This window comes from Streptomyces purpurascens (assembly GCF_045040895.1).
GTDB lineage: Bacteria > Actinomycetota > Actinomycetes > Streptomycetales > Streptomycetaceae > Streptomyces > Streptomyces purpurascens.
The window spans coordinates 6,013,284-6,032,128 of the sequence record NZ_CP108341.1; the positions used below are offsets into that span (position 1 = coordinate 6,013,284).

Consider the following 18,845-nt stretch of genomic DNA (forward strand, 5'->3'; position numbering starts at 1 on the left):
CTGATAACGATGCTGGGGCTGGTTGTGTGCGGCACAGGTTTGTCGACCATACTGCTCCGCTGTGGAGCAGCGCATAGGTTCGAGCAGCCAGCCCCTGGAAGGCGCCGGATTCGACCCGGCCTTCATCCCCGGGCTCACGTCACCCGCGTCCGGACGGACGAAGGACGAGGAGCCGGAGAAGGAGCCCGAGGTCGCGGAAGCCGAAGACGCCGAGGAATCCGAGGAGTCCGAGCCATCCGAGGGGGCCGAAGAGGCCGCCCCGGAGCCGGAGGAGGACGCCGCGGAGGAGGACGCCGCACCGGAAGGCGGTCCCGTCTTCGAGGCGTCCGACCGCCGCGCGAAACTGGTCGCCGACCACAGAGGCGTACGACTTTTCCTGGACGACCAGGAATGCGAGTTCCGCTGGGACGAGATCGGCGCGGTCGAGACGGAGACCGCCCGCTTCGGCAAGCGCTACACCGTCACCGTCCACACCCCTGACCGGCGCTGGTACCCGATCGAGATCGAAGCGCCGGCCAGGAGCCGTTTCACGGAGTGGGACAGCCAGTTGGACGCGGTACTGGACGCTTACTTCGACGACAACGCCGAGTAAGGGGCGCGGGGAACGCGCACCTCAGCTGCAGTACTGAGTCTCCTTTCCGATGGACCTGTACATGCAGTCCGCGTTCTCCAGCAGTTGCAGCACCGCATCGCGGTTACGCGACGTCTCCCGCTCGATGACCTCGTCGGGCGGGTAGAACCCACCTCCACCGGACCTCGGATACATCTCGAACGTGTACGCGAAGATCTTGTGCGTGCCCCAGAGGAAGTCGTCGATCGACCCGTCCGTGATGTACAGATCGCTCGACTGCTCCGCCGTGTAGCCGTTGCTCGCGGCCAGCTTCTGCCCGACCGCCTTGAACGCCGCGTTGTCGTCCGCGGTCATCCCGGTCGTGGTGTCCGAGTACGTGTAGCCGAACGGCCACAGCACCAGCTCGCTGTACGTGTGGAAGTCGACACCGGCCTTGATCTGCTGCTTCCCGCCGACGACCCGGCTGCGCACGAAGTCGGCGACGACCTTCACCTCGGGCGCCGACTCCGCCGCCGTGCCCCGGTAGGTGTCGGAGGACGCCGAGCCGGAGGAGCCGCCGCAGCAGCCCCAGCGGTAGTTCCAGTTGCGGTTCAGGTCCGTGCCGACGTACGACGAACCCGAGTTGGGCTGGCGGTTCTTGCGCCACGAGCGGTACGAGCCGGTGGCGATGTCGTACTCGCCGCCGTCCGGGTTGATGTCCGGGACGATCCAGATCTCGCGGTTGTTCACCATGCTGGTGACGCGTGAGTCGGAGCCGTAGTCGGAGGTCAGCTCGCGCAGCAGGTAGAGCGCCATCTCGACGGTCAAGTGCTCGCGGGCGTGCTGGTGGTGCGTGAACAGCACCTCCGGCTCGGCTTCGTCGCTGGCGACGTTGTCGCTGATCTTGAGGGCGACGATGTCCCGGCCCTGGTACGACTTGCCGATCACGCGCCGGCTCGCGATCGACGGGTTGGCCGAGACGATCGAGTTGATCTCGGTCGTCATCTCCGCGTAGTTGTGGTAGCGCGAGTCGGCGGACGGGAAGTCGAGGATCCGGACGTCGTCCTCGCCCGCGGACCGGTCGGGCACCGCGCCGAGTGCGGTGACCTCGTAGCCCAGCGCGCGCAGCTTCCTGATCTGGTCCGCGCGTCCGGAGACGACGACACCGTGACCGTGGGCCTCGTCCACGGTCACGCCCGTGCGCTGAAGTGCCGTGCGGTCCTTGGCCGTCGCGTGCAGGTGGACCTCGTACTGCCTGACGTCGTCGGCCGAAGGGGCCGCCTTGGGCGCGCTGTCGGCGGTGGCGTCAGGCGCCGTCGCGGACAGGGGCGCCGCGAGGGCGAGTGCGAGAAGGGCGGCGAGGGCGGCGGTGCGTCTGCCGGTGCCGGCACCGGAGCCTCGTATGCGAAGTCGCATGAAATCTCCTTGTGGGAGGTGGGGTTGTTCCGTGCGACGTACGTAGTGCGGGTGGCGCACATCGTTCTGCCAATGGCATGAGCAGGTCAAGACTGAAAGCGGTCGCGCAGTGTACGCGTGCGGCGTGGCCGTCGAGGTGTCACGGGCGAAGTACACCCACGGGTGTGACTCGCGCGTGCATATATGTAGGCCAGGGGAGAGAGTGAGGGTCCGCGCAAGGGGAGCCGGACTGTCCGGATCCCCGGACCACACCCCCAGAGGACTGGCTGATCATGGGCGGATCAGCGCCACGACGGGACAACCAGCTGCCGGCCGAGACGACCAGCTTCGTCGACCGGCGTGGCGAACTGACCGAGGGCCGCGAACTGCTGGCCCGGGCACGGCTGGTGACGCTGACCGGACCGGGCGGCGTCGGCAAGACCCGGCTCGCCGCGCGCATCGCGGCCCGTGTGCAGCGCGCCTTCCCGGACGGCGTGCGCTTCGTGCACCTCTCCGGGCTGCACGACCCGGCGCTCGTCCCGCTCGCCGCCGCCGACGCGCTGGGGCTGCACGACCACTCCGCCCAGCCGCCGCTTGACGCCCTCGTCGAGCAGGTACGGGACCGGCGGCTGCTCCTCGTCGTCGACAACTGCGAGCACCTGGCGGGCGCGTGCGCCCAGCTGGCCGCGGCCCTGCTGCGCGGCACCGGGGGTGTCCGGATCCTCGCCACCAGCCGGCACCGGCTCGGACTCACCGAGGAGCATCTGCTGGAGGTACGGCCGCTGCCGGTGCCCGACCCGGACGGCGACCTGTCCGCGGCCGAGGGGTATCCGGCCCTCACCCTCTTCGCCGACCGTGCCGCCGCCGTCGTCCCCGGCTTCCGCCTCACCCTCAGCAACCTCGCGTCCGTGGCCCGCCTCTGCCGCCGCCTGGACGGCCTGCCCCTGGCCATCGAACTCGCCGCCGTCCGTATGCGCGTTCTCGACGTCGACCAGCTCCTCGACCGCCTCGACGACCGCTACCGCTTCCTCACCACCGGCAGCCCCGCGGCCCTGCCCCGCCACCAGACCCTGCGGGCAGCGGTCGCCTGGTCCCACGACCTGTGCACCGGCCCCGAGCAGGCGGTCTGGGCCCGCCTGTCGGTCCTGGCGGGCAGCTTCGACCTGGAGACGGCGGAGGCGGTGTGCGCGGACGACCAGGGGGAGGGGGACGCCGGGTGGGGAACGGGCCTGGCACCTGCGCAGGTGCTCCTGCCGGAGAGCGCGGCGGGGCGGGGAGTGGCGGCCGGAGAGCGCCCTCACCCGGCGCAGGCGCTCACGGGGACCACGACACTGCCCCCGCGCGACGACGGCCCTGGCACCCCGACGCCGCCCGCCCTTGGCCCGGCCGACGGAATCGCGCCGAGGCCCGTACTACGCCGTTACCCCCTGGCCGCTCCCCGCCCCGGTGACGGCCCTGGCGGCGGGATGCTGCCCTCGCCCGTGCCGTGTCCGGGCGGTGTGCCGCTGTCCCCGGGCGTGCCGGGTCCCGTTGGTGTGCCGCCGTCTCCGCCCGTGTCCGGCCCCGGCGCTGCGACGCTGTCTTCGGCCGTGCCCGGCTTCGGCGGTGTGCCGCTGCCTCCGGTCGTGTTGTGTCCGGGCGGTGCGATGCCGCCCCCGGGCGTGCCGGGGCCTGTTGGTGTGCCGCCGTCTCCGGGCGTGTCCGGCCCCGGCGGTGTGCCGCTGTCTTCGCCCGTGCCCGGCTTCGGCGGTGTGCCGCTGCCTCCGGTCGTGTTGTGTCCGGGCGGTGCGATGCCGCCCCCGGGCGTGTCCGGCCCTGGCCGTGTGCCGCTGTCCGGCCCCGGCGGCCTGGCGCTGCCCTCGCCCGTGCCGTCTCCTGGCGGTGTGACGCCGTCCCTGACCGTGCCGGGCCCCGGGGGCGTCGCCGCGACCCCGGCCGGGGAGGCCGTACACGCCGTAGGCGACCGGCATGCCGGGCCCGGCCCGGTCGGACTCCGTACCGAGGACGTTCTCGACGCCGTCGCCGGGCTCGTGGACAAGTCCGTGTTGTGCCGGGAGCCGGGGCCCGGTGGGGTGCGGTATCGGATGCTCGACACGCTGCGGCAGTACGGGCTCGAGCGGTTGCGTCGGACGATCGGGGAGGAGGGCGCCGCGCGGCGGCGGCAGCGGGACCGGATGCTGCGGCGGGTCGAGGACTGCGAGCGCGGCTGGTTCGGGCCCGGGCAGCCGGAGACCGTCGCCCGGCTGCGCGCCGACCGGGACAACCTGCGCGCCGCCCTCGACTTCAGCCTGTCCACCCCGGGCGAGGAACGCGCCGGACTCAGGCTCGCCGGCACCCTCTGGTTCTGCTGGCACGCCTGCGGTGCCCCCCGCGAGGGCCTGTACTGGCTCGACCGGGCCCTGGCCGCGAGCCCCGAACCGACCCGGGAGCGGGCCCGCGGCCTCTGGGTCGCCGGGCTGCTGGCCGCCACCACCCAGGACTTCCCCCGGGGCCACCGCCAGGCCACGGAAGCCCTCGCCCTCGCCCGTGCCCTGGGCGACACCGCCGAGGCCGCCCACGCCGAGTACGTCATCGGCGTCATCCGGCTGTTCGGCGACGACCTGCCCGGGGCGCTGACCCACTTCGAAACCACCGTCGCCCGCGGCCCCGTACCCGGCCAGCACCTGAGTCTCGTAGGCCTCGACCAGGTCGAACTCGCCTGCGCGCTGGGCTTCCTGGGCGAGGCCGACCGGGCCGTCGAGATCTGCGAGCAGGCCCTGCGGCTGTGCGAGCGGCACGGCGAGCAGTGGGTACGGTCGTACGTCCTGCGCATCCTCGCCCTCGCGCACACCGTGCGCCGCGACTGGCCCCGGGCCGAGCGGCACGCCCGCGAGGCCCTGCGGCTCAAACACGCCGTCCACGACATCATCGGCATGGCCCTGACCCTCGACCTGCTCGCGTCGATCGCCGCCGAACGCGGCGCCCACCGGCACGCGGCCCTGCTGATGGGCGGCGCCGACCGCGTCTGGGCCGACATCGACACCGGCCGCTGGGGCTCGCACACCCTCAACTCCGTACGCCGGGACAGCGAGGAGCGGGCCTGCCGGGCCCTGGGACGGGACGCGTTCGAGCGGGCCCACCGGCGCGGCGGCGGCCTCGGCCTCGCGGAACTCGTCGGCCAGGCGCTCCAGGAGCCGGCCCGCCCGTGCCCCGGAGACTCCCCGGCCCCGCACGAGAGCACCACGGTCCGCCTGACCCGCCGCGAGTCCGAGGTCGCCCGGCTCGTCGCCGAGGGGCTCGCCAATCAGCAGATCGCCGACCGCCTGGTGATCGCCCGCCGCACCGCCGAAGGCCATGTGGAACGCATCCTCAGCAAGCTCGGCTTCAGCAACCGCAGCCAGATCGCCGCCTGGGTGACGGCGCAGCGCTGACCCTCCCGCACCGGAAAACCCACCCGTCTCCCGAGGGGAACTCATGACCGTCCAAAGGCCCTCCGTACCCGCCCCGTTCGACCACCGCATGGCCGTCTTCGACTCCGACGAGGACTTCGTGGCCGCCGCCCTGCCCTTCCTCGGCGAAGGCCTCGCCGCTCCCGGCGAACCACCCCCCGTGGCCATCGCCGACCCCCGCAACCTGGACCTGCTGCGGGACGCCCTCGGCGGCGACGCCAAGGACATCACCTGCATCCCGCACACCGACTGGTACACCGGCTCCGCCGCCAACGCCGTCGCCCGGGCCGCCGCCTACCTCGCCGCCCACGCCGGCCCGGGCGGCCGGATCCACCTCCTCATGGAGCCCGTGTGGAGCGGCCGCGCCGGCCGTTCGACCCGCGAGACCACCGAGTGGATCCGCTACGAGGCCCTCGCCAACCCCCTCTTCGCCCCCATGGCCACCACCGCCCTGTGCGCGTACGACACCCGCACCGCCGGGCCCGCCGTCGTCGCCGCGGCCCGCCGCACCCACCCCGACACGGAGGTCTACGAGGAACCGGTACGGCTCGCGGCCGAACTCGACGCCGTACCGCTGCCGCTGCCCCCGGTCGGCGCGCGGCGCCTCGCACAGCCGCACGCCGGGGCCGTGCGGTCCTGGGCCGAGACCCGCGGACTGCCCGCCGCGGACGCCGAGTTGTTCGCCACGGCCGTCGCGGAGACGGCGGCGGCCCTGGCCCCCCTCGACGGCAGCGCCCTGCTGTGGGGCGAAGCGCCCGCCTGCGTCTGCGAACTGCGCTCGGCCCGCCGTATCGACGACCCGCTCGCCGGCTTCGTCCCGCCACCGGCCACCGGCCCGGAGCCCGGACCGGGCCTCTGGTACGCGCGTCAGGTGTGCGCGTACGTCGACATCCGCGACGACACCGAGGGGGCCACGGTCCGCCTCCAGTACGCGTGACCTGCACAAGCAGGTAGGGGATCGGGTAGTCCTCCCCCTGCGCCCGACCGCCCCCGGGGATCACCCTGGACCCATGCTGCAACTCTCCGGGCGCCACCTCCCGGACCCCGAGGCACGGTACGGTCCGTTCCCCCAGCCGCCCCTGGGAGCGGGCCACCTGAGCGTCGAGTACGCGCCCCGGCCCTCCGCCGTCCGCGAGGCACGCGCGGAGGTCCGCAGGCAGTTGGAGGGCTGGGGGCTCGCGGAGCGTGGTGAGGTGGCGTACGTGGCCGAACTGCTCGTCGGCGAACTGGCCACCAACGCCCTGGTGCACGCCGAGAGCCGCTTCCGGCTGACCCTCTTCGCCGCGCACGGCGTCCTGCGCTGCGAGGTCGCCGACGAGGAGCGCCGGGTGCCGCGGGTGCTGGACGCGGACACCGGGGAGAGCGGCCGTGGGATGTTCCTGGTGGACGCGCTCGCCCAGCGCTGGGGCTGCCACCGGGACGGGCCGGGCAAGACCGTGTGGTTCGAGCTCGGTACGTGCGGATCGGACGGCTGCGGTCGGCGACAGCCGTGACGCTCCGCTGGGTGGGCCATGGCGGTTTGTCACAGCCGCCTTGGCCTGTTCCCGGGCCGCGGGTCTGTGGGGGCTGGGTGCGCAGTTCCCCGCGCCCCTAAGTCGATTGCCTCACGCCCTCTTGTCGGCCCGGCTCCTTTGATGTTTCTTGACCTCCATGGCGGATACCACGGGAAACACCACGGAGAACGAAGCCCAGCAGCCTCCTCGGCCCCGTAAGGCGAGTTGGAAGCACATCGGTCCGGGCATCGTCGTCGCCGCGACCGGGGTCGGAGCCGGTGACCTGGTCGCCACGCTCATCGCGGGCAGCAACTTCGGCTACACCCTTCTGTGGGCCGCGATCATCGGCTGCCTGGTGAAGATCTCACTGGCCGAGGCGGCCGGCCGCTGGCATCTGTCCACGGGGCGCACCCTGTTCGACGGCTGGGCGAGCCTCGGCCGCTGGACCACGTGGTTCTTCGCCGTGTACGTCGTCGTCTGGGGCTTCGTCTACGGCGCGGCGGCGATGTCGTCGAGCGCGCTTCCGCTGCAGGCGCTGTTCCCGGACGTGATGGACCTGAAGTGGTGGGGCATCGCCTGCGGTCTGGTCGGTCTGGTCTTCGTCTGGTTCAACAAGTACGCGGTGTTCGAGAAGGTCATGACGGTCCTGGTGGGCGTCATGTTCGTGGTGACGGTGTACCTGGCGATCCGTGTCACCCCGAACCTCCTCGACGCCTTCGCCGGTCTCCTCCCGGTGCTGCCCGACGAGAAGGACTCGGTCCTCAACACCCTGGGCCTGATCGGCGGCGTCGGCGGCACGATCACGCTCGCGGCGTACGGCTACTGGGTCAACGCCAAGGGCTGGACCGACACCGGCTGGATGAAGGTCATGCGCCTGGACAACCGCGTCGCCTACGCCACGACCGGCATCTTCGTGATCGCCATGCTCTTCGTCGGCGCGGAGATGCTCCACTCGGCGAACGTCGCGATCGCGAGCGGCGACAAGGGCCTGATCCAGCTGGGCGACATCCTGGAGGCGGAGTACGGTGCGGCGACGGCGAAGTTCTTCCTGGTCGGCTTCTTCGCCACGTCGTTCACCTCGCTGATCGGCGTCTGGCACGGCGTGAGCCTGATGTTCGCCGACTTCGTGGCCCGGCTGTCGGGCACGCGCCAGGCCAAGGGCGAGGAGGTCGCCTCGGGCGAACGCGAGCGCTCCTGGCCCTTCCGCGCCTACCTGCTGTGGCTGACCTTCCCGCCCATGATCCTCCTCTTCGAGGGCCAGCCCTTCCGCCTGATCATCATCTACGGCGTTCTCGGCGCGGCCTTCCTGCCCTTCCTCGCCGGCACCCTGATCTGGCTGCTGAACTCCAGCCGCACGCCCAGGGAGTGGCGCAACGGCCCGGTGAGCAACGCCATGCTCGCCATCGCGGGCCTGCTGTTCCTGGTCCTGTGCGTGAAGCAGATCTGGGACCAGCCGTGGGGGGAGTTCTTCTAGGCAGGGAGAATCGACGGATGACCGAGCAGCCACCTCCACCTCCCGGCCCCGGCTTCGGCCCGCCCCCGCCGCAGTACGCGCCCGCGCAGCCCTCCTACGCGCCCCCGCCCTCCCCGTACCCGCCCACACCACCCGTGGCCCCGTACGCCCAGACCCCGCCCCAGCAACCGGCCCCGGCCGGACCGGATTTCCTCGCCGTCGACAAACGCAACGCGGTCGTCGTCGACGCGACCGGCGTCGCCTTCGAGTCGTCCGGCCAGACGATCGAGTTCCGCTGGCCCGAGATCCGCAGCGTCCACTACCGGGCGAGCCCCGACGGCAAGGCCCTGATGGTCTCCGTGGTCCACATGGACGGCCGGTTCTACGAGTGCGTGGTGGAGGCCAAGCCCAGGTCACGGCTTCAGGAGTGGTTCCCGCAGCTGGCCTGGGTGCTCGGCCACTACCGTCCGATGGGCTAGGGGCGGCTACGGCAGCCCGTGCACATGCGGACCCACCGCGTCGGACCACGCGTTGCCCGCCGTCGCGTCCCAGTTGGTCGACCAGGTCATCGCGCCCCGCAGGCCGGGATACGTCCGCGAGGGCTTGAAGGACCCGCACCCCGTGCCCTTGGCCAGGCAGTCCAGGGCGTTGTTCACGACGGACGGCGACACATAGCCGCTTCCCGCGCCCCGGGTCGAGGCGGGCAGGCCGAGCCCGACCTGGGACGGGGCCAGGCCGCCCTCCAGCTGGATACAGGCCAGGGCGGTCAGGAAGTCCACCGAGCCCTGGCTGTAGACCTTGCCGTCGCAGCCCAGCATCGAACCGCTGTTGTAGTACTGCATGTTGACGACCGTGAGGATGTCCTTGATGTTCAGGGCCGTCTGGAAGTAGGAGTTCGACGTCGACTGCATGTCGATGGTCTGCGGCGCCATCGTGATGATCAGCGACGAGCCCGCCTTCGCCGAGAGCGACCGCAGGGCCTGGGTCATGTAGGTCGCGTTGAGGCCGTTCTCCAGGTCGATGTCGACGCCGTCGAAGCCGTACGTCTGCATCAGGGAGTGCACCGAGTTCGCGAAGTTCGCCGCCGAGGCCGCGTCGTTCACCGCCACCGTGCCGCGCTCACCGCCGACCGAGACGATGACCTTCTTCCCGGCGGCCTGCTTGGCCCTGATGTCGGCCTTGAACTGGTCGACGGTGTAGCCGCCCAGCCCGGCCGAGTCCAGGTTGAACGTCACCGCGCCCGGCGTCGAGGCCGCGTCCGCGAAGGCGACGGCGATGATGTCGTACTGCGACGGGACGTCGGCGAGCTTCTGCACCGCGGCACCGTTGTTGAAGTTCTGCCAGTAGCCGGTCACCGCGTGCTTGGGCAGGGCCGGACCGGGACCGGTCGGCGCGTTCGTCCGGCCCGTCACCGCCGCCGACTTCGGCGATTCGCCCGCCTCGTTGGTCGCCGCGACCTGGAAGGAGTACGACGTCGAGGCCGCGAGGCCGGTCACGGTCGCCGAGGTGCCGGAGACCGCCGTCACCTTCGTGCCGTCGCGGTAGACGGTGTAACCCGTCGCCCCGGAGACGGTGTTCCACGCCAGCGACACCGACGAGGACGACGTCCCGGAGACGTTCAGACCGCCCGGCGTGGCCGGGACCGTGGGGCCGGGGTCGGTGCCGCCGCCTCCGTCGGGCCCGAACACCGACACGTCGTCCGCGTAGTACGCGGCCTGCCCGTACCAGCCGTGCGTGTACACCGTCACCGAGGTCGTCGACGAGCCCGTCCTGAAGGTCGTCGAGAGCTGCTTCCAGGTGGAGGAGTCCGGGGTCCAGGTCGACACGTCCGTCGTGCCCGTGCCCGTGACGCCGAGGTAGGCGTATCCGCCCCGGACCCAGGCGCCCAGGGTGTACGTCGAGCCGGGCCTCACCCGCACCGTCTGGGCGCACCGGGCGTTGTCCTGTTCCGCCGGGGTCCCCTTCAGCGCGGCCGTGCCGGCGTGCGCCGGTGAGGAGACGGCCGTACCGCTGCCCGCGGAACAGGTCCAGTCGCTCAGGCCCGACTCGAAGCCGGCGTTCCTGGCGTTGTTGACGTCGGCGGCGGAGGCCTGGCCGACGGTCGTGATAGTGAGGGCCAGGGCAGCCGTGACGGCACCCGACCACAGCCGCATGGATCGTCTGTGTCTGGACATGACAAAAAAATGGTCCAGACCAGAGGTGCTGTCAAGAGGTCCAGACCAACCTGTCGAGCAGCAGTCCCACCGCGCAGCCCGCCAGCAGCACCCCGGTGGACATCCAGAACGCCGGGCCCGCCAGATCCAGCACATCCGGCCGCAGCGTCAGCAGCAGCACCTGTGCCGCCGCCGGAGCCGCGCACGCCGCCGCCAGATGCCGCACCGGCATCTCCCGCCACGGCTCCGGATGCACCCGCGCCGCCGCCCAGGTGGCGAGCACGACGCACACCAGGTTCGGCAGATGCACCAGCGCCAGCGCGGCATCGAACGAGCCGACGCCCTCCGGGCCGGCCAGCGGGCCGTACACCAGCGTCATCTGGACGTACTCGCTGACGACGAGGACGACGATGCCCACGGCCCAGCAGCGGACGAGAACCATCAATTCCCCCCGGCGATCTCGAAGTAGAGAAGGATCGCGAAACCGGCCGCGCCCATGCCGCAGCCCGCGACCAGCGCCAGCGACTGGAGCACCGGGGACCAGCTGCCCCGGCCCGCCACCGTCGCCGTGCCCCGCGGATCACGGGGGTCGTAGGTGACGGTGACCGAGCTGCCCTCCGTCGTCGACCAGCCCGCCAGGTCCTCGAACTCGACCCATGTGCCGTCGGCCGTACGGAAGGCGAAGAAGTGCCGCCTGGCATCGGAGCGGTTGTAGGGCTCCGTCTCCACCCGGACGCACTCGCCCTCCGCCCGGACACCGGCGCGCAGCACCCGCGTCACCGTCACCAGCCGCCGCGCGTACTTCCACGCCAGCGCGCCGAACAGCGCCACCAGCAGAGCGAGTACGACGTAACCGGCGCCCGGCACCTCCACGGCTAGTGCACCTCGACCGAGTCGATGATCCGGTCCAGGTCCCCGTCCGGCAGGGTTCCCTGTCGGGCGTCGATCCGGATCGCGAAGGTGGTGTCCTTCGAGTCGAGCCCCGCCAGGATCACGCCCTGGACCGGGGTGCCCTTGGCCGGGCCGCCGTCCTCGCCGGTCGCCTCGAAGGTGAAGTCGATCCGCTTGGCCTCGTCCGTGCCGGCCAGCTCCACGTCCTTCTGGCCCTTGACGTCCGCGCCCAGTTGGATGCCCGCCTCGGCGGCGATCGCGGCCTGCTCGGCGGAGTTCGCCTCGGTGAAGCCGAGCTGCACGGTGATGACCGAGACCTTCTTCCCGTCCTGCGTGCGCACCGCGGCGGCCGCGTTGTGCTTGCCGCGTTCGGCGGCGCTCTGCTCCTCGTACCCCTTCGGATACGAGACGTCGACGCCCTTCGTCTTCAGCGTCCCCCAGCCGTCGGGCACCGAGGCCCCGCCGGAACCGGAGCTCCCGCAGCCGGTGAGGGCCACGGCGGTCAGCAGGGCGGCGGCGGCCAGGCAGGCACGGCGGGTCTTCATCGGATCGGGCTCCCGTCTCGTCAGTTCGCACAGTAGCTGTAGGGAAGGTAGGAGCGACCGTCCCCGCGGGGCGCCCCCAGGAACTGGGCATCGGTCAGCGTCTCCGACTTCTTCTCCGTGCTGATCGTCATGCCCAGACTGAGCCCGAGATTCAACTCGAAGCCGTACTCGGCCGCGTTCACCTCGCCCGTGTACGTCATCCGGCTCGACTTGCCCTGGTCGAACATCAGCTGCCCGAAGGGGTCGTCGGCGCCCGGCCGGGCCGTCGGCGCGTGGTCGTCGAACATGTACTGGAAGGGCGTGGCGACCTGCTCGTTGTTGCTGTCCAGCCAGCGCTCACCGACCGCCCGGTCCTGGTCGCCTGCCGGGCCGGGGTCGAAGGTGACGGTGTTGGTGACGATCTCGATGCCGGTCCCCGAGTCGGTGCCCTTGACGCCGGCGTTCCCGCCCCGCTTGTCGCCGTCCTTCTTGCCGTTGTCGCCGCCGGCCTTGGCACCGTCCTTCTGGCCGCCCTCCTCGACGGTCCGGGTCATGTCGATCCGCACCAGCTTGTCGGTCTTCTTGTCGTAGGTGACCGTGATGGTGCCGGTCTGCGTCGTGTTCGCCGCGTACTCGCCGCTGAGCGGGCCCGCCTCGTAGCCCACCTTGGAGCCGTACTCGATGGACGAGGAGTACGTGTACGACTTGGTGTTCTTGTAGGCGTTGTCGGTCCAGGTCACCTCGGGGGAGTACTTGAAGGTGCCGCCGAGCGCGGCGCTCAGCTTCTTCTCGTCGCCCGCCGAGATCTTCAGGCCCGCCGACGCCGAGGCCTCCAGGCCCACCTTGCCGTAGGTGATCTTCCGGTTGTCGCCGAGGTTCTCCTTGATGCGGTTCTGGGTGTCCTCCTCGTCCTTCAGCGGCCCGGTGCCGAAGAGGTAGGCGATGCTGTCGCCGAGGCTCGCCTCCGCGCCGCCGGGCATGGTGCGCCGCATCTCGTACATCTGGAGCTTCTCCACGTCGTCCCGGAACCGCTGGGCCTCCTCCGGGCTCTGGAAGACCCAGGTGTCGCCGTTGGTCACCTTGATGCCGAGCCCGAGCTCGACCTTGTCGGCACCGAAGCGGCCCACCTTCATGCCCGGTTTGAAGTCCTTCTTCGCGGCGACGGACGCGGCGTCCGTGAACGTCAGGTAGACCAGCTGGTCGTTGTCGTCGACCTTGCCGTCGCCGTTGACGTCCGTGTTCGCCTTCAGATGCTGCTCCTGGAAGCCGTACTCCTTGCCGATCTCCCAGAAGAAGATCTTCGCCTTGGAGCCCGCCTTGTCGGTGACGGAGGAGATCTGGCACAGCGCCGGCTCGAAGTCGGCGTCGGTGAGCGGCTTGCCCGGACCGGTCCCGCCCGCCCCGCAGTCGCCGCCGCCCGCGACCTTGCAGACCTGCGCGGCGATCCTGTCGTAGATCAACTGTCCGACGCCGGTGGCCGAGACCGCGAGCACGATCGCCGCGCTGACGACGACCATCCCGAGATACTCGGTGCCGGTCGCGCCGCGGTCGTCGAAGACCGGTCTGTGCCTGTACGTCCGTATGCCGCCCCCGCCAGTCATACGGCACCCCTCCTCGCCCGAACCACGTATCCGTGGACGGCGAGCGTAGGGACGGGCCCCCGCGCCGGGCGTGGGCCTCAGGGCCCAAACGGAGACCCACCGTCAACGCTGGGCCCTCTGGGCCCACCGCCCGGACCCCCCGAGTCCTCGCCCGCGACCGGCGAGATGCTCAACCTGCCCCGTTTTGACGCATCTTGTGCAACGACAGTTGCTCCCCAGCTACACAAACGCTGTTCTCCGGTCACAGAGCCGTGGATACAGTGCTGAGGTAGTCACGCAGTGAAGTCACCGAAGTGTGCCGGAGTCACACCGGCGCGCCGACGGGCATGGGGAAACGGGGAGCTGCGCGTGCCAACTGCCATTGCCGTGACAAGTGCCGACATGGCGCTGCCGCCACAGGACGAACGCACCCTGCCCGCCGTCGTGCTGCGGGACATCGACCGGCGCCCCCTGGAACAGGTGCTCGCCGAGATGCAGGCCCTGGTCGAGCACCACGGACACGTGATCGTGGTCTGCTCCCAGGCCGCGCCCACCGCCGTACAGCGCCGGCTGCACACCCTGCGCTCCCTCATGGAGAGCGACCGCATCGCCCTCTTCCGCCCGGACCTGCCCCCGCTCGGACTGGCAGTCCTGGCCCGCCAGTTAAGACAGCTGGCGTCCTGCGACATCAGCCCCGGCGTGCTCGCATCGGCAGGCCGGCTGCTCGTCCACTACATCCACGCCGGGGCACTGCTCAACTCCGTCACCCGCCTCGACCGCGTCCCCGTCGGCCTGAAGTCGCACGCCAAGTCCTGGGTCCCGGGCAGCCAGTTCGGCGTCCTCGCCCACCCCGAGCCGCAGCTCGTCAGAATCACCCCCGAAGCCGCCCTCCCCGGCCCCGAGTTCGGCACCTGGATGCTGGTCGCCAAGGGGCAGCTCCAGTCCGACTGGGTCACCGCCACCCTCGCCCCCTCCTGGAAGGTGCAGGGGCTGCGCGAGATCCCGCTGCCGTCCGAGTCGCCCGGCTGGTGGGGCACCGGCAAGCTCATCGAGTTCTGCAGCTACCTGCCCGACCTGTCGGTCCTCTATCAGCTGGTCACCTCCGTACGGCGCAGCAGCTGCCACTGGTGCGGCATCGACGTCATCGGCGACCGCTGCGTGTTCTGTTCGGCCAAGCCACCCGTCTACGACAGCCCGCCCCTCAAGCAGCTCGAGAACCGAACGGCCGTCGGGTGAGCCCTGACACCGCTCGCCGGCACCGCTCCGATCCCGACCGACCGCTATCCCCAACGAGGTTGCACGGTTCATGAATTCCCGTCAGCGCCGCGGCGTGCTTCTCCTGCTCCTGTCGGTCGTCTGCGCCCTGGGCGCCTTCACCGGCGTGCTCTCCGTCATAGGCGACGTGAAGTCCAAGGTCGGCCCCGAGGTCACCGCCTACCGGCTGAAATCGGACGTGCCGCCCTACACCACTCTCACCACGGGCCAGTTCGAGAAGATCAAGATGCCCGAACGGTGGCTGTCCAGCAACGCCGTCACCGATCTGCGGGAGATCCAGGGCAAGATCGCCGTGACGACGCTGCGTTCGGGCTCCCTGCTCCAGTCCGACATGATCGTCCGCCAGCCCGCCCTCCAGCCGGGCCAGCAGGAGGTCGCCATCATGATCGACGCGGCGACCGGCGTGGCCGGCAAGATCACGCCCGGCTCCTCGGTCAACGTGTACGCCACGTTCGAGGGCAAGCGCGAGGGCGACCCCGACCAGTCGAAGATCATCGTGACGAACGCCAAGGTCATCGACGTGGGCGACCTGACCGCGCTGAAGCCGGACGAGAACAACCGCACCCAGCAGCCCACCGACGCCGTCCCGATCACCTTCGCGCTGTCCGCCCTCGACGCCCAGCGCATCACCTACGCCGAGTCGTTCGCCCAGCGGGTCCGGCTCGCCCTCGTCGCGCCCGGCAGCGACACCACGGTCCCGGAGCAGGACCGGACGTACGAACTCGCGAAGGACAAGTGAGAGGCCCGCATGCCCACGAGGATCCTCCCGGCAGTCGGTGAAGCGGACGCCGTCCGGTCCATCACGACGCTGCTCAGCCAGCTCCCGGACGCCGAGCCGGTGGCCCCGGTGGGCGACTCCACCCAGCTCATCGACACCCTCGCGCGGCTGGCCGCCGAGTCCGTCGACGAACTGCCCGAGGTCGTGGTCGTGCACGAGCGGATCGGCCCGGTCCCCGCGCTGGAGCTGATCCGCGAAGTGGCCCTGCGCTTCCCGGCCGTCGGCGTCATCCTCGTCACCTCGGACGCGAGCCCCGGCCTCTTCCAGGCCGCCATGGACTACGGCGCCCGCGGCCTCGTCGCCCTGCCCCTGAGCTACGAGGAACTGGCCAGCCGCGTCCAGGCGGTCGCCCAGTGGTCCGTCGGCGTACGGCGGCACCTGGGCGCCGGCGGCGACGTCTTCACCGGCGTCGGAGGCACCGTCGTCACCGTCAGCGGCGCCAAGGGCGGTACCGGAGCCACCCTGACCGCCATCCAGCTGGCCCTGGCCGCCCAGGCCTCCGGCCGCAGCACGGCCCTGGTCGACATGGACCTCCAGACCGGCGACATCGCCTCCTACCTGGACGTCCAGTTCCGCCGCTCCGTCGTCGACCTGGCCGCCATCACGGACATCTCCCCGCGCGTCCTGGCCGACGCGGTCTTCCGCCACGACACCGGCCTGGCCCTGCTGCTCGCCCCGGCCGAGGGGGAACGCGGCGAGGACGTCACCGACCGCGCCGCCCGCCAGATCGTCAGCGCCCTGCGCTCCCGCTACGAGATCGTCGTCATCGACTGCGGAGCCCAGCTGAGCGGCGCGGGCGCGGCGGCCGTGGAGATGGCGGACCGGGCCCTGCTCATCACCACGCCGGACGTGGTCGCCGTACGGGGTGCCAAACGGGCGGTACGGATGTGGGACCGGCTGCAGATCCGCAAGGCCGAGGAGACGACCGTCGTCGTCAACCGGCACAGCCGCGCCACGGAGATCCAGCCGCCCCTGATCCAGAAGATCACCGGCACGGCGGTCGCCGCCACCGTCGTCCCCGCCAACTTCAAGGAACTGCAGAGCGTCGTGGACGCGGGCCGCATCCACGAACTGGAGAACAAGAGCGCGGTGAAACAGGCCCTGTGGGGCCTCGCGGGAGAACTGGGCCTGGTCAAGGTCCCCGACGGCGCGCAGAAGACGGGCCGGGGGTTCCGGGGCGGCGACCGGGGGTCGGTGAGCTTTCGGCGGAAGAGGGAGGGATGAACATGCCCTTGAGAGAGCGGGACGGGGGCCAGGTCACCATCGAGTTCCTCGGGATGACACCGACGATCATCGTGACGCTGATCGCGCTGTGGCAGATCGTCCTCGTCGGCTACACCTACACCCTCGCGGGAAACGCGGCGGACGAGGCGGTACGGCAGGCGACGGCGGCGGAACCGGGAGCGCGGCAGGCCGCGTGCGAGACGGCGGGGCTCAAACACCTGTCGGAGGCGTGGCGCTCCGGCGCCGAGGTGACCTGCGGGGGATCCGGCTATGTCACGGCCGACGTCAAGCTCGAGGTCCCCATCCTCTTCCCGGGCACGCTCTCCGTCCCGTTCCCGGTCAGGGGGCACGCGGGTGCGGTCGAGGAGGCGGACTGAGATGGAGCGTTCCGGTAAGGGCCGCGACCGGGGCCAGGTCGCCATCGAGTACATCGGCTTCCTGCCGATCCTGCTGCTCGTCGGCCTGGCGGCCGTGCAGCTCGGCCTGATCGCGTACACGGCCCAGCAGGCCGGCACGGCGGCCCGGACGGGGGCGCGCAGTGCGTCGCTGGAGGGGCCGTACGAGGCGGACTGCCGGGCGGCGGTGAGCAGTTGGCTCGCGGACGAGACCAGTTGCCCGGCGTCGTACGGCGGGGACGAGGTCACGGTCACGGCCGAGATCACCATCCCGTCGATCTTCCCGGGCAAGGACAACTTCGGCACGGCCCGCAAGACCGCCACGATGCCGCGCGACCACTGATCGGAGCACCGCCCCCATGAGCCTGCGAGCACGCATCAACTCCCCCGAGGAGAACGGAAACCGGGGCGAGGACGGCCACATGGTCGCCTCCTACCGGGCCAAGCTCCTGGAGGAGATCGACCTCGCGGAGATGAGCTCGCTGGCCGCCGCCGAGCGCAGGGCGCGGCTGGAGCGGGTGCTCGGGCACATCATCAGCCGCGAGGGCCCGGTCCTGTCGACCGTGGAGCGCTCGCAGCTGATCCGCAGGGTGGTCGACGAGGCGCTGGGCCTGGGCATCCTGGAGCCGCTCCTGGAGGACGCCTCCATCACGGAGATCATGGTGAACGGCCCGGACGCCATCTTCGTGGAGCGCGGTGGCCGGGTGGAGCAACTGCCCCTGCGGTTCGCCTCGAACGACCAGCTCATGCAGACGATCGAGCGGATCGTCTCGACGGTCAACCGCCGCGTCGACGAGTCGAACCCGATGGTCGACGCCCGCCTCCCGTCCGGCGAGCGCGTCAACGTCATCATCCCGCCCCTGTCCCTGACGGGCGCCACCCTCACGATCCGCCGCTTCCCGCGCTCCTTCACGCTCCAGGAGCTGATCGGCCTGGGCTCGCTCGACGAGCACATGCTGTACCTGCTGGCGGGCCTGGTGCAGGCGAAGTTCAACGTCATCGTCTCGGGCGCGACGGGCACGGGGAAGACGACCCTGCTGAACGCGCTCTCCGGGCTGATCCCCGGGGGCGAGCGCATCATCACCATCGAGGACTCGGCCGAACTCCAGCTCCAGCAGGCCCATGTGATCCGCCTGGAGTCACGCCCGCCGAACGTCGAGGGCAAGGGCCAGGTGTCGATCCGCGACCTGGTCCGCAACTCCCTGCGCATGCGCCCCGACCGGATCGTCGTGGGTGAGGTCCGAGGCGGCGAGTCCCTGGACATGCTCCAGGCGATGTCGACGGGCCACGACGGCTCGCTGGCCACCGTCCACGCCAACAGCGCCGAGGACGCGCTGATGCGGCTGCAGACCCTGGCCTCCATGTCGGACGTGGAGATCCCCTTCGTGGCGCTGCACGACCAGATCAACAGCGCGGTGGACGTCATCGTGCAGCTGACCCGGTTCGCGGACGGCGCCCGCCGCATCACCGAGATCGCCCTGATGGACAGCCACGGCAGCGACCCGTACCGGCTGGTCACGGTCGCCCGCTTCAACGCGCGGCCCATGAGCTCCGACGGCCGTATCCACGGCGCCTTCGAGTACTTCCCCGTCCCACGCCGCACCGCCGACCGCCTCTACATGGCGAGCCAGCCCCTCCCGCAGGCCTTCGGCATCGCCCGGTCCGCGGATCAGCTAGCCACCCGAGAAGCCAGGTAGGACCGACCG

Annotated in this window: 18 protein-coding genes; 12 read left to right on the top strand and 6 right to left on the bottom strand. The window is 71.1% G+C overall.

What is annotated here, in order from left to right:
• Window positions 1–61 precede the first annotated feature (61 nt).
• Window positions 62–592: a hypothetical protein gene (locus OHU35_RS27545; protein WP_189722956.1), complete on the top strand. Its 531-nt coding sequence runs from the start codon at window positions 62–64 to the stop codon at window positions 590–592.
• Window positions 593–613: 21 nt separating this feature from the next.
• Here OHU35_RS27545 and OHU35_RS27550 read toward each other — a convergent pair whose 3' ends face one another.
• Window positions 614–1,966 (bottom strand): M14 family metallopeptidase, encoded by a 1,353-nt coding sequence (locus OHU35_RS27550; protein ID WP_189722957.1) that lies wholly within the window; start codon window positions 1,964–1,966, stop codon window positions 614–616.
• Window positions 1,967–2,238: 272 nt separating this feature from the next.
• Between OHU35_RS27550 and OHU35_RS27555 the strand changes: the two genes are divergently transcribed.
• From OHU35_RS27555 to OHU35_RS27575, 5 genes are all read left to right on the top strand, one after another.
• Window positions 2,239–5,355: a LuxR C-terminal-related transcriptional regulator gene (locus tag OHU35_RS27555; protein WP_308400931.1), complete on the top strand. Its 3,117-nt coding sequence runs from the start codon at window positions 2,239–2,241 to the stop codon at window positions 5,353–5,355.
• A 43-nt stretch (window positions 5,356–5,398) separates the two neighbouring features.
• A complete protein-coding gene (locus OHU35_RS27560; protein ID WP_189722958.1) occupies window positions 5,399–6,310 on the top strand; it encodes an MEDS domain-containing protein in 912 nt (303 codons plus the stop codon).
• 73 nt (window positions 6,311–6,383) lie between these two features.
• Window positions 6,384–6,866, top strand: coding sequence for an ATP-binding protein (locus OHU35_RS27565; RefSeq protein ID WP_229872868.1), 483 nt, complete (start codon window positions 6,384–6,386; stop codon window positions 6,864–6,866).
• Window positions 6,867–7,023: 157 nt separating this feature from the next.
• Window positions 7,024–8,340, top strand: coding sequence for an Nramp family divalent metal transporter (locus tag OHU35_RS27570; RefSeq protein ID WP_189722959.1), 1,317 nt, complete (start codon window positions 7,024–7,026; stop codon window positions 8,338–8,340).
• A 17-nt stretch (window positions 8,341–8,357) separates the two neighbouring features.
• The gene (locus OHU35_RS27575; RefSeq protein WP_189722960.1) at window positions 8,358–8,798 is read left to right on the top strand and encodes a hypothetical protein; all 441 of its coding nucleotides are present in this window, start codon (window positions 8,358–8,360) and stop codon (window positions 8,796–8,798) included.
• Window positions 8,799–8,804: 6 nt separating this feature from the next.
• Here OHU35_RS27575 and OHU35_RS27580 read toward each other — a convergent pair whose 3' ends face one another.
• From OHU35_RS27580 to OHU35_RS27600, 5 genes are read right to left on the bottom strand one after another with little or no spacing between them, the layout of a single operon-like run.
• On the bottom strand, window positions 8,805–10,493 hold the full coding sequence (locus tag OHU35_RS27580) for a chitinase (protein ID WP_189722961.1): 1,689 nt from the start codon (window positions 10,491–10,493) through the stop codon (window positions 8,805–8,807).
• A 31-nt stretch (window positions 10,494–10,524) separates the two neighbouring features.
• Window positions 10,525–10,914, bottom strand: a complete 390-nt coding sequence (locus OHU35_RS27585; RefSeq protein ID WP_189722962.1) for a hypothetical protein — start codon at window positions 10,912–10,914, stop codon at window positions 10,525–10,527.
• Window positions 10,914–11,345: a DUF3592 domain-containing protein gene (locus tag OHU35_RS27590; protein WP_189722963.1), complete on the bottom strand. Its 432-nt coding sequence runs from the start codon at window positions 11,343–11,345 to the stop codon at window positions 10,914–10,916. Before OHU35_RS27590 ends, OHU35_RS27585 begins: the two co-directional genes overlap by 1 nt.
• Window positions 11,346–11,347: 2 nt before the next feature.
• A complete protein-coding gene (locus OHU35_RS27595) occupies window positions 11,348–11,908 on the bottom strand; it encodes a hypothetical protein (protein ID WP_189722964.1) in 561 nt (186 codons plus the stop codon).
• A gap of 20 nt (window positions 11,909–11,928) precedes the next feature.
• On the bottom strand, window positions 11,929–13,488 hold the full coding sequence (locus tag OHU35_RS27600) for a hypothetical protein (RefSeq protein WP_189722965.1): 1,560 nt from the start codon (window positions 13,486–13,488) through the stop codon (window positions 11,929–11,931).
• A gap of 381 nt (window positions 13,489–13,869) precedes the next feature.
• Between OHU35_RS27600 and OHU35_RS27605 the strand changes: the two genes are divergently transcribed.
• The 6 genes from OHU35_RS27605 (at window position 13,870) to OHU35_RS27630 (ending at window position 18,836) form a co-directional block, all read left to right on the top strand.
• The gene (locus OHU35_RS27605) at window positions 13,870–14,703 is read left to right on the top strand and encodes a hypothetical protein (RefSeq protein ID WP_189723297.1); all 834 of its coding nucleotides are present in this window, start codon (window positions 13,870–13,872) and stop codon (window positions 14,701–14,703) included.
• A gap of 70 nt (window positions 14,704–14,773) precedes the next feature.
• Window positions 14,774–15,481: a Flp pilus assembly protein CpaB gene (cpaB, locus tag OHU35_RS27610; RefSeq protein WP_189722966.1), complete on the top strand. Its 708-nt coding sequence runs from the start codon at window positions 14,774–14,776 to the stop codon at window positions 15,479–15,481.
• A gap of 9 nt (window positions 15,482–15,490) precedes the next feature.
• A complete protein-coding gene (locus OHU35_RS27615; RefSeq protein WP_189722967.1) occupies window positions 15,491–16,744 on the top strand; it encodes an AAA family ATPase in 1,254 nt (417 codons plus the stop codon).
• Window positions 16,741–17,121 carry a TadE/TadG family type IV pilus assembly protein gene (locus OHU35_RS27620; RefSeq protein ID WP_189722968.1) on the top strand — a complete coding sequence of 127 codons (381 nt, stop codon included), beginning with the start codon at window positions 16,741–16,743 and terminating at the stop codon, window positions 17,119–17,121. Before OHU35_RS27615 ends, OHU35_RS27620 begins: the two co-directional genes overlap by 4 nt.
• Before the next feature lies 1 nt (window position 17,122).
• Window positions 17,123–17,482 carry a TadE/TadG family type IV pilus assembly protein gene (locus OHU35_RS27625; RefSeq protein WP_189722969.1) on the top strand — a complete coding sequence of 120 codons (360 nt, stop codon included), beginning with the start codon at window positions 17,123–17,125 and terminating at the stop codon, window positions 17,480–17,482.
• Window positions 17,483–17,498: 16 nt separating this feature from the next.
• Window positions 17,499–18,836: a CpaF family protein gene (locus OHU35_RS27630; protein WP_189722970.1), complete on the top strand. Its 1,338-nt coding sequence runs from the start codon at window positions 17,499–17,501 to the stop codon at window positions 18,834–18,836.
• The last annotated feature ends 9 nt before the right edge of the window (window positions 18,837–18,845 follow it).

Bases quoted from the DNA above. Each gene is read 5' to 3' on its own strand.
- OHU35_RS27630 (WP_189722970.1), top strand. From the start codon at position 17,499: ATGAGCCTGCGAGCACGCATCAACTCCCCCGAGGAGAACGGAAACCGG.
- OHU35_RS27575 (WP_189722960.1), top strand. From the start codon at position 8,358: ATGACCGAGCAGCCACCTCCACCTCCCGGCCCCGGCTTCGGCCCGCCC.
- OHU35_RS27565 (WP_229872868.1), top strand. From the start codon at position 6,384: ATGCTGCAACTCTCCGGGCGCCACCTCCCGGACCCCGAGGCACGGTAC.
- cpaB (WP_189722966.1), top strand. From the start codon at position 14,774: ATGAATTCCCGTCAGCGCCGCGGCGTGCTTCTCCTGCTCCTGTCGGTC.
- OHU35_RS27585 (WP_189722962.1), bottom strand. From the start codon at position 10,914: ATGGTTCTCGTCCGCTGCTGGGCCGTGGGCATCGTCGTCCTCGTCGTC.
- OHU35_RS27580 (WP_189722961.1), bottom strand. From the start codon at position 10,493: ATGTCCAGACACAGACGATCCATGCGGCTGTGGTCGGGTGCCGTCACG.
- OHU35_RS27625 (WP_189722969.1), top strand. From the start codon at position 17,123: ATGGAGCGTTCCGGTAAGGGCCGCGACCGGGGCCAGGTCGCCATCGAG.
- OHU35_RS27595 (WP_189722964.1), bottom strand. From the start codon at position 11,908: ATGAAGACCCGCCGTGCCTGCCTGGCCGCCGCCGCCCTGCTGACCGCC.
- OHU35_RS27550 (WP_189722957.1), bottom strand. From the start codon at position 1,966: ATGCGACTTCGCATACGAGGCTCCGGTGCCGGCACCGGCAGACGCACC.
- OHU35_RS27560 (WP_189722958.1), top strand. From the start codon at position 5,399: ATGACCGTCCAAAGGCCCTCCGTACCCGCCCCGTTCGACCACCGCATG.
- OHU35_RS27605 (WP_189723297.1), top strand. From the start codon at position 13,870: ATGGCGCTGCCGCCACAGGACGAACGCACCCTGCCCGCCGTCGTGCTG.
- OHU35_RS27600 (WP_189722965.1), bottom strand. From the start codon at position 13,488: ATGACTGGCGGGGGCGGCATACGGACGTACAGGCACAGACCGGTCTTC.
- OHU35_RS27620 (WP_189722968.1), top strand. From the start codon at position 16,741: ATGAACATGCCCTTGAGAGAGCGGGACGGGGGCCAGGTCACCATCGAG.
- OHU35_RS27555 (WP_308400931.1), top strand. From the start codon at position 2,239: ATGGGCGGATCAGCGCCACGACGGGACAACCAGCTGCCGGCCGAGACG.
- OHU35_RS27570 (WP_189722959.1), top strand. From the start codon at position 7,024: ATGGCGGATACCACGGGAAACACCACGGAGAACGAAGCCCAGCAGCCT.
- OHU35_RS27615 (WP_189722967.1), top strand. From the start codon at position 15,491: ATGCCCACGAGGATCCTCCCGGCAGTCGGTGAAGCGGACGCCGTCCGG.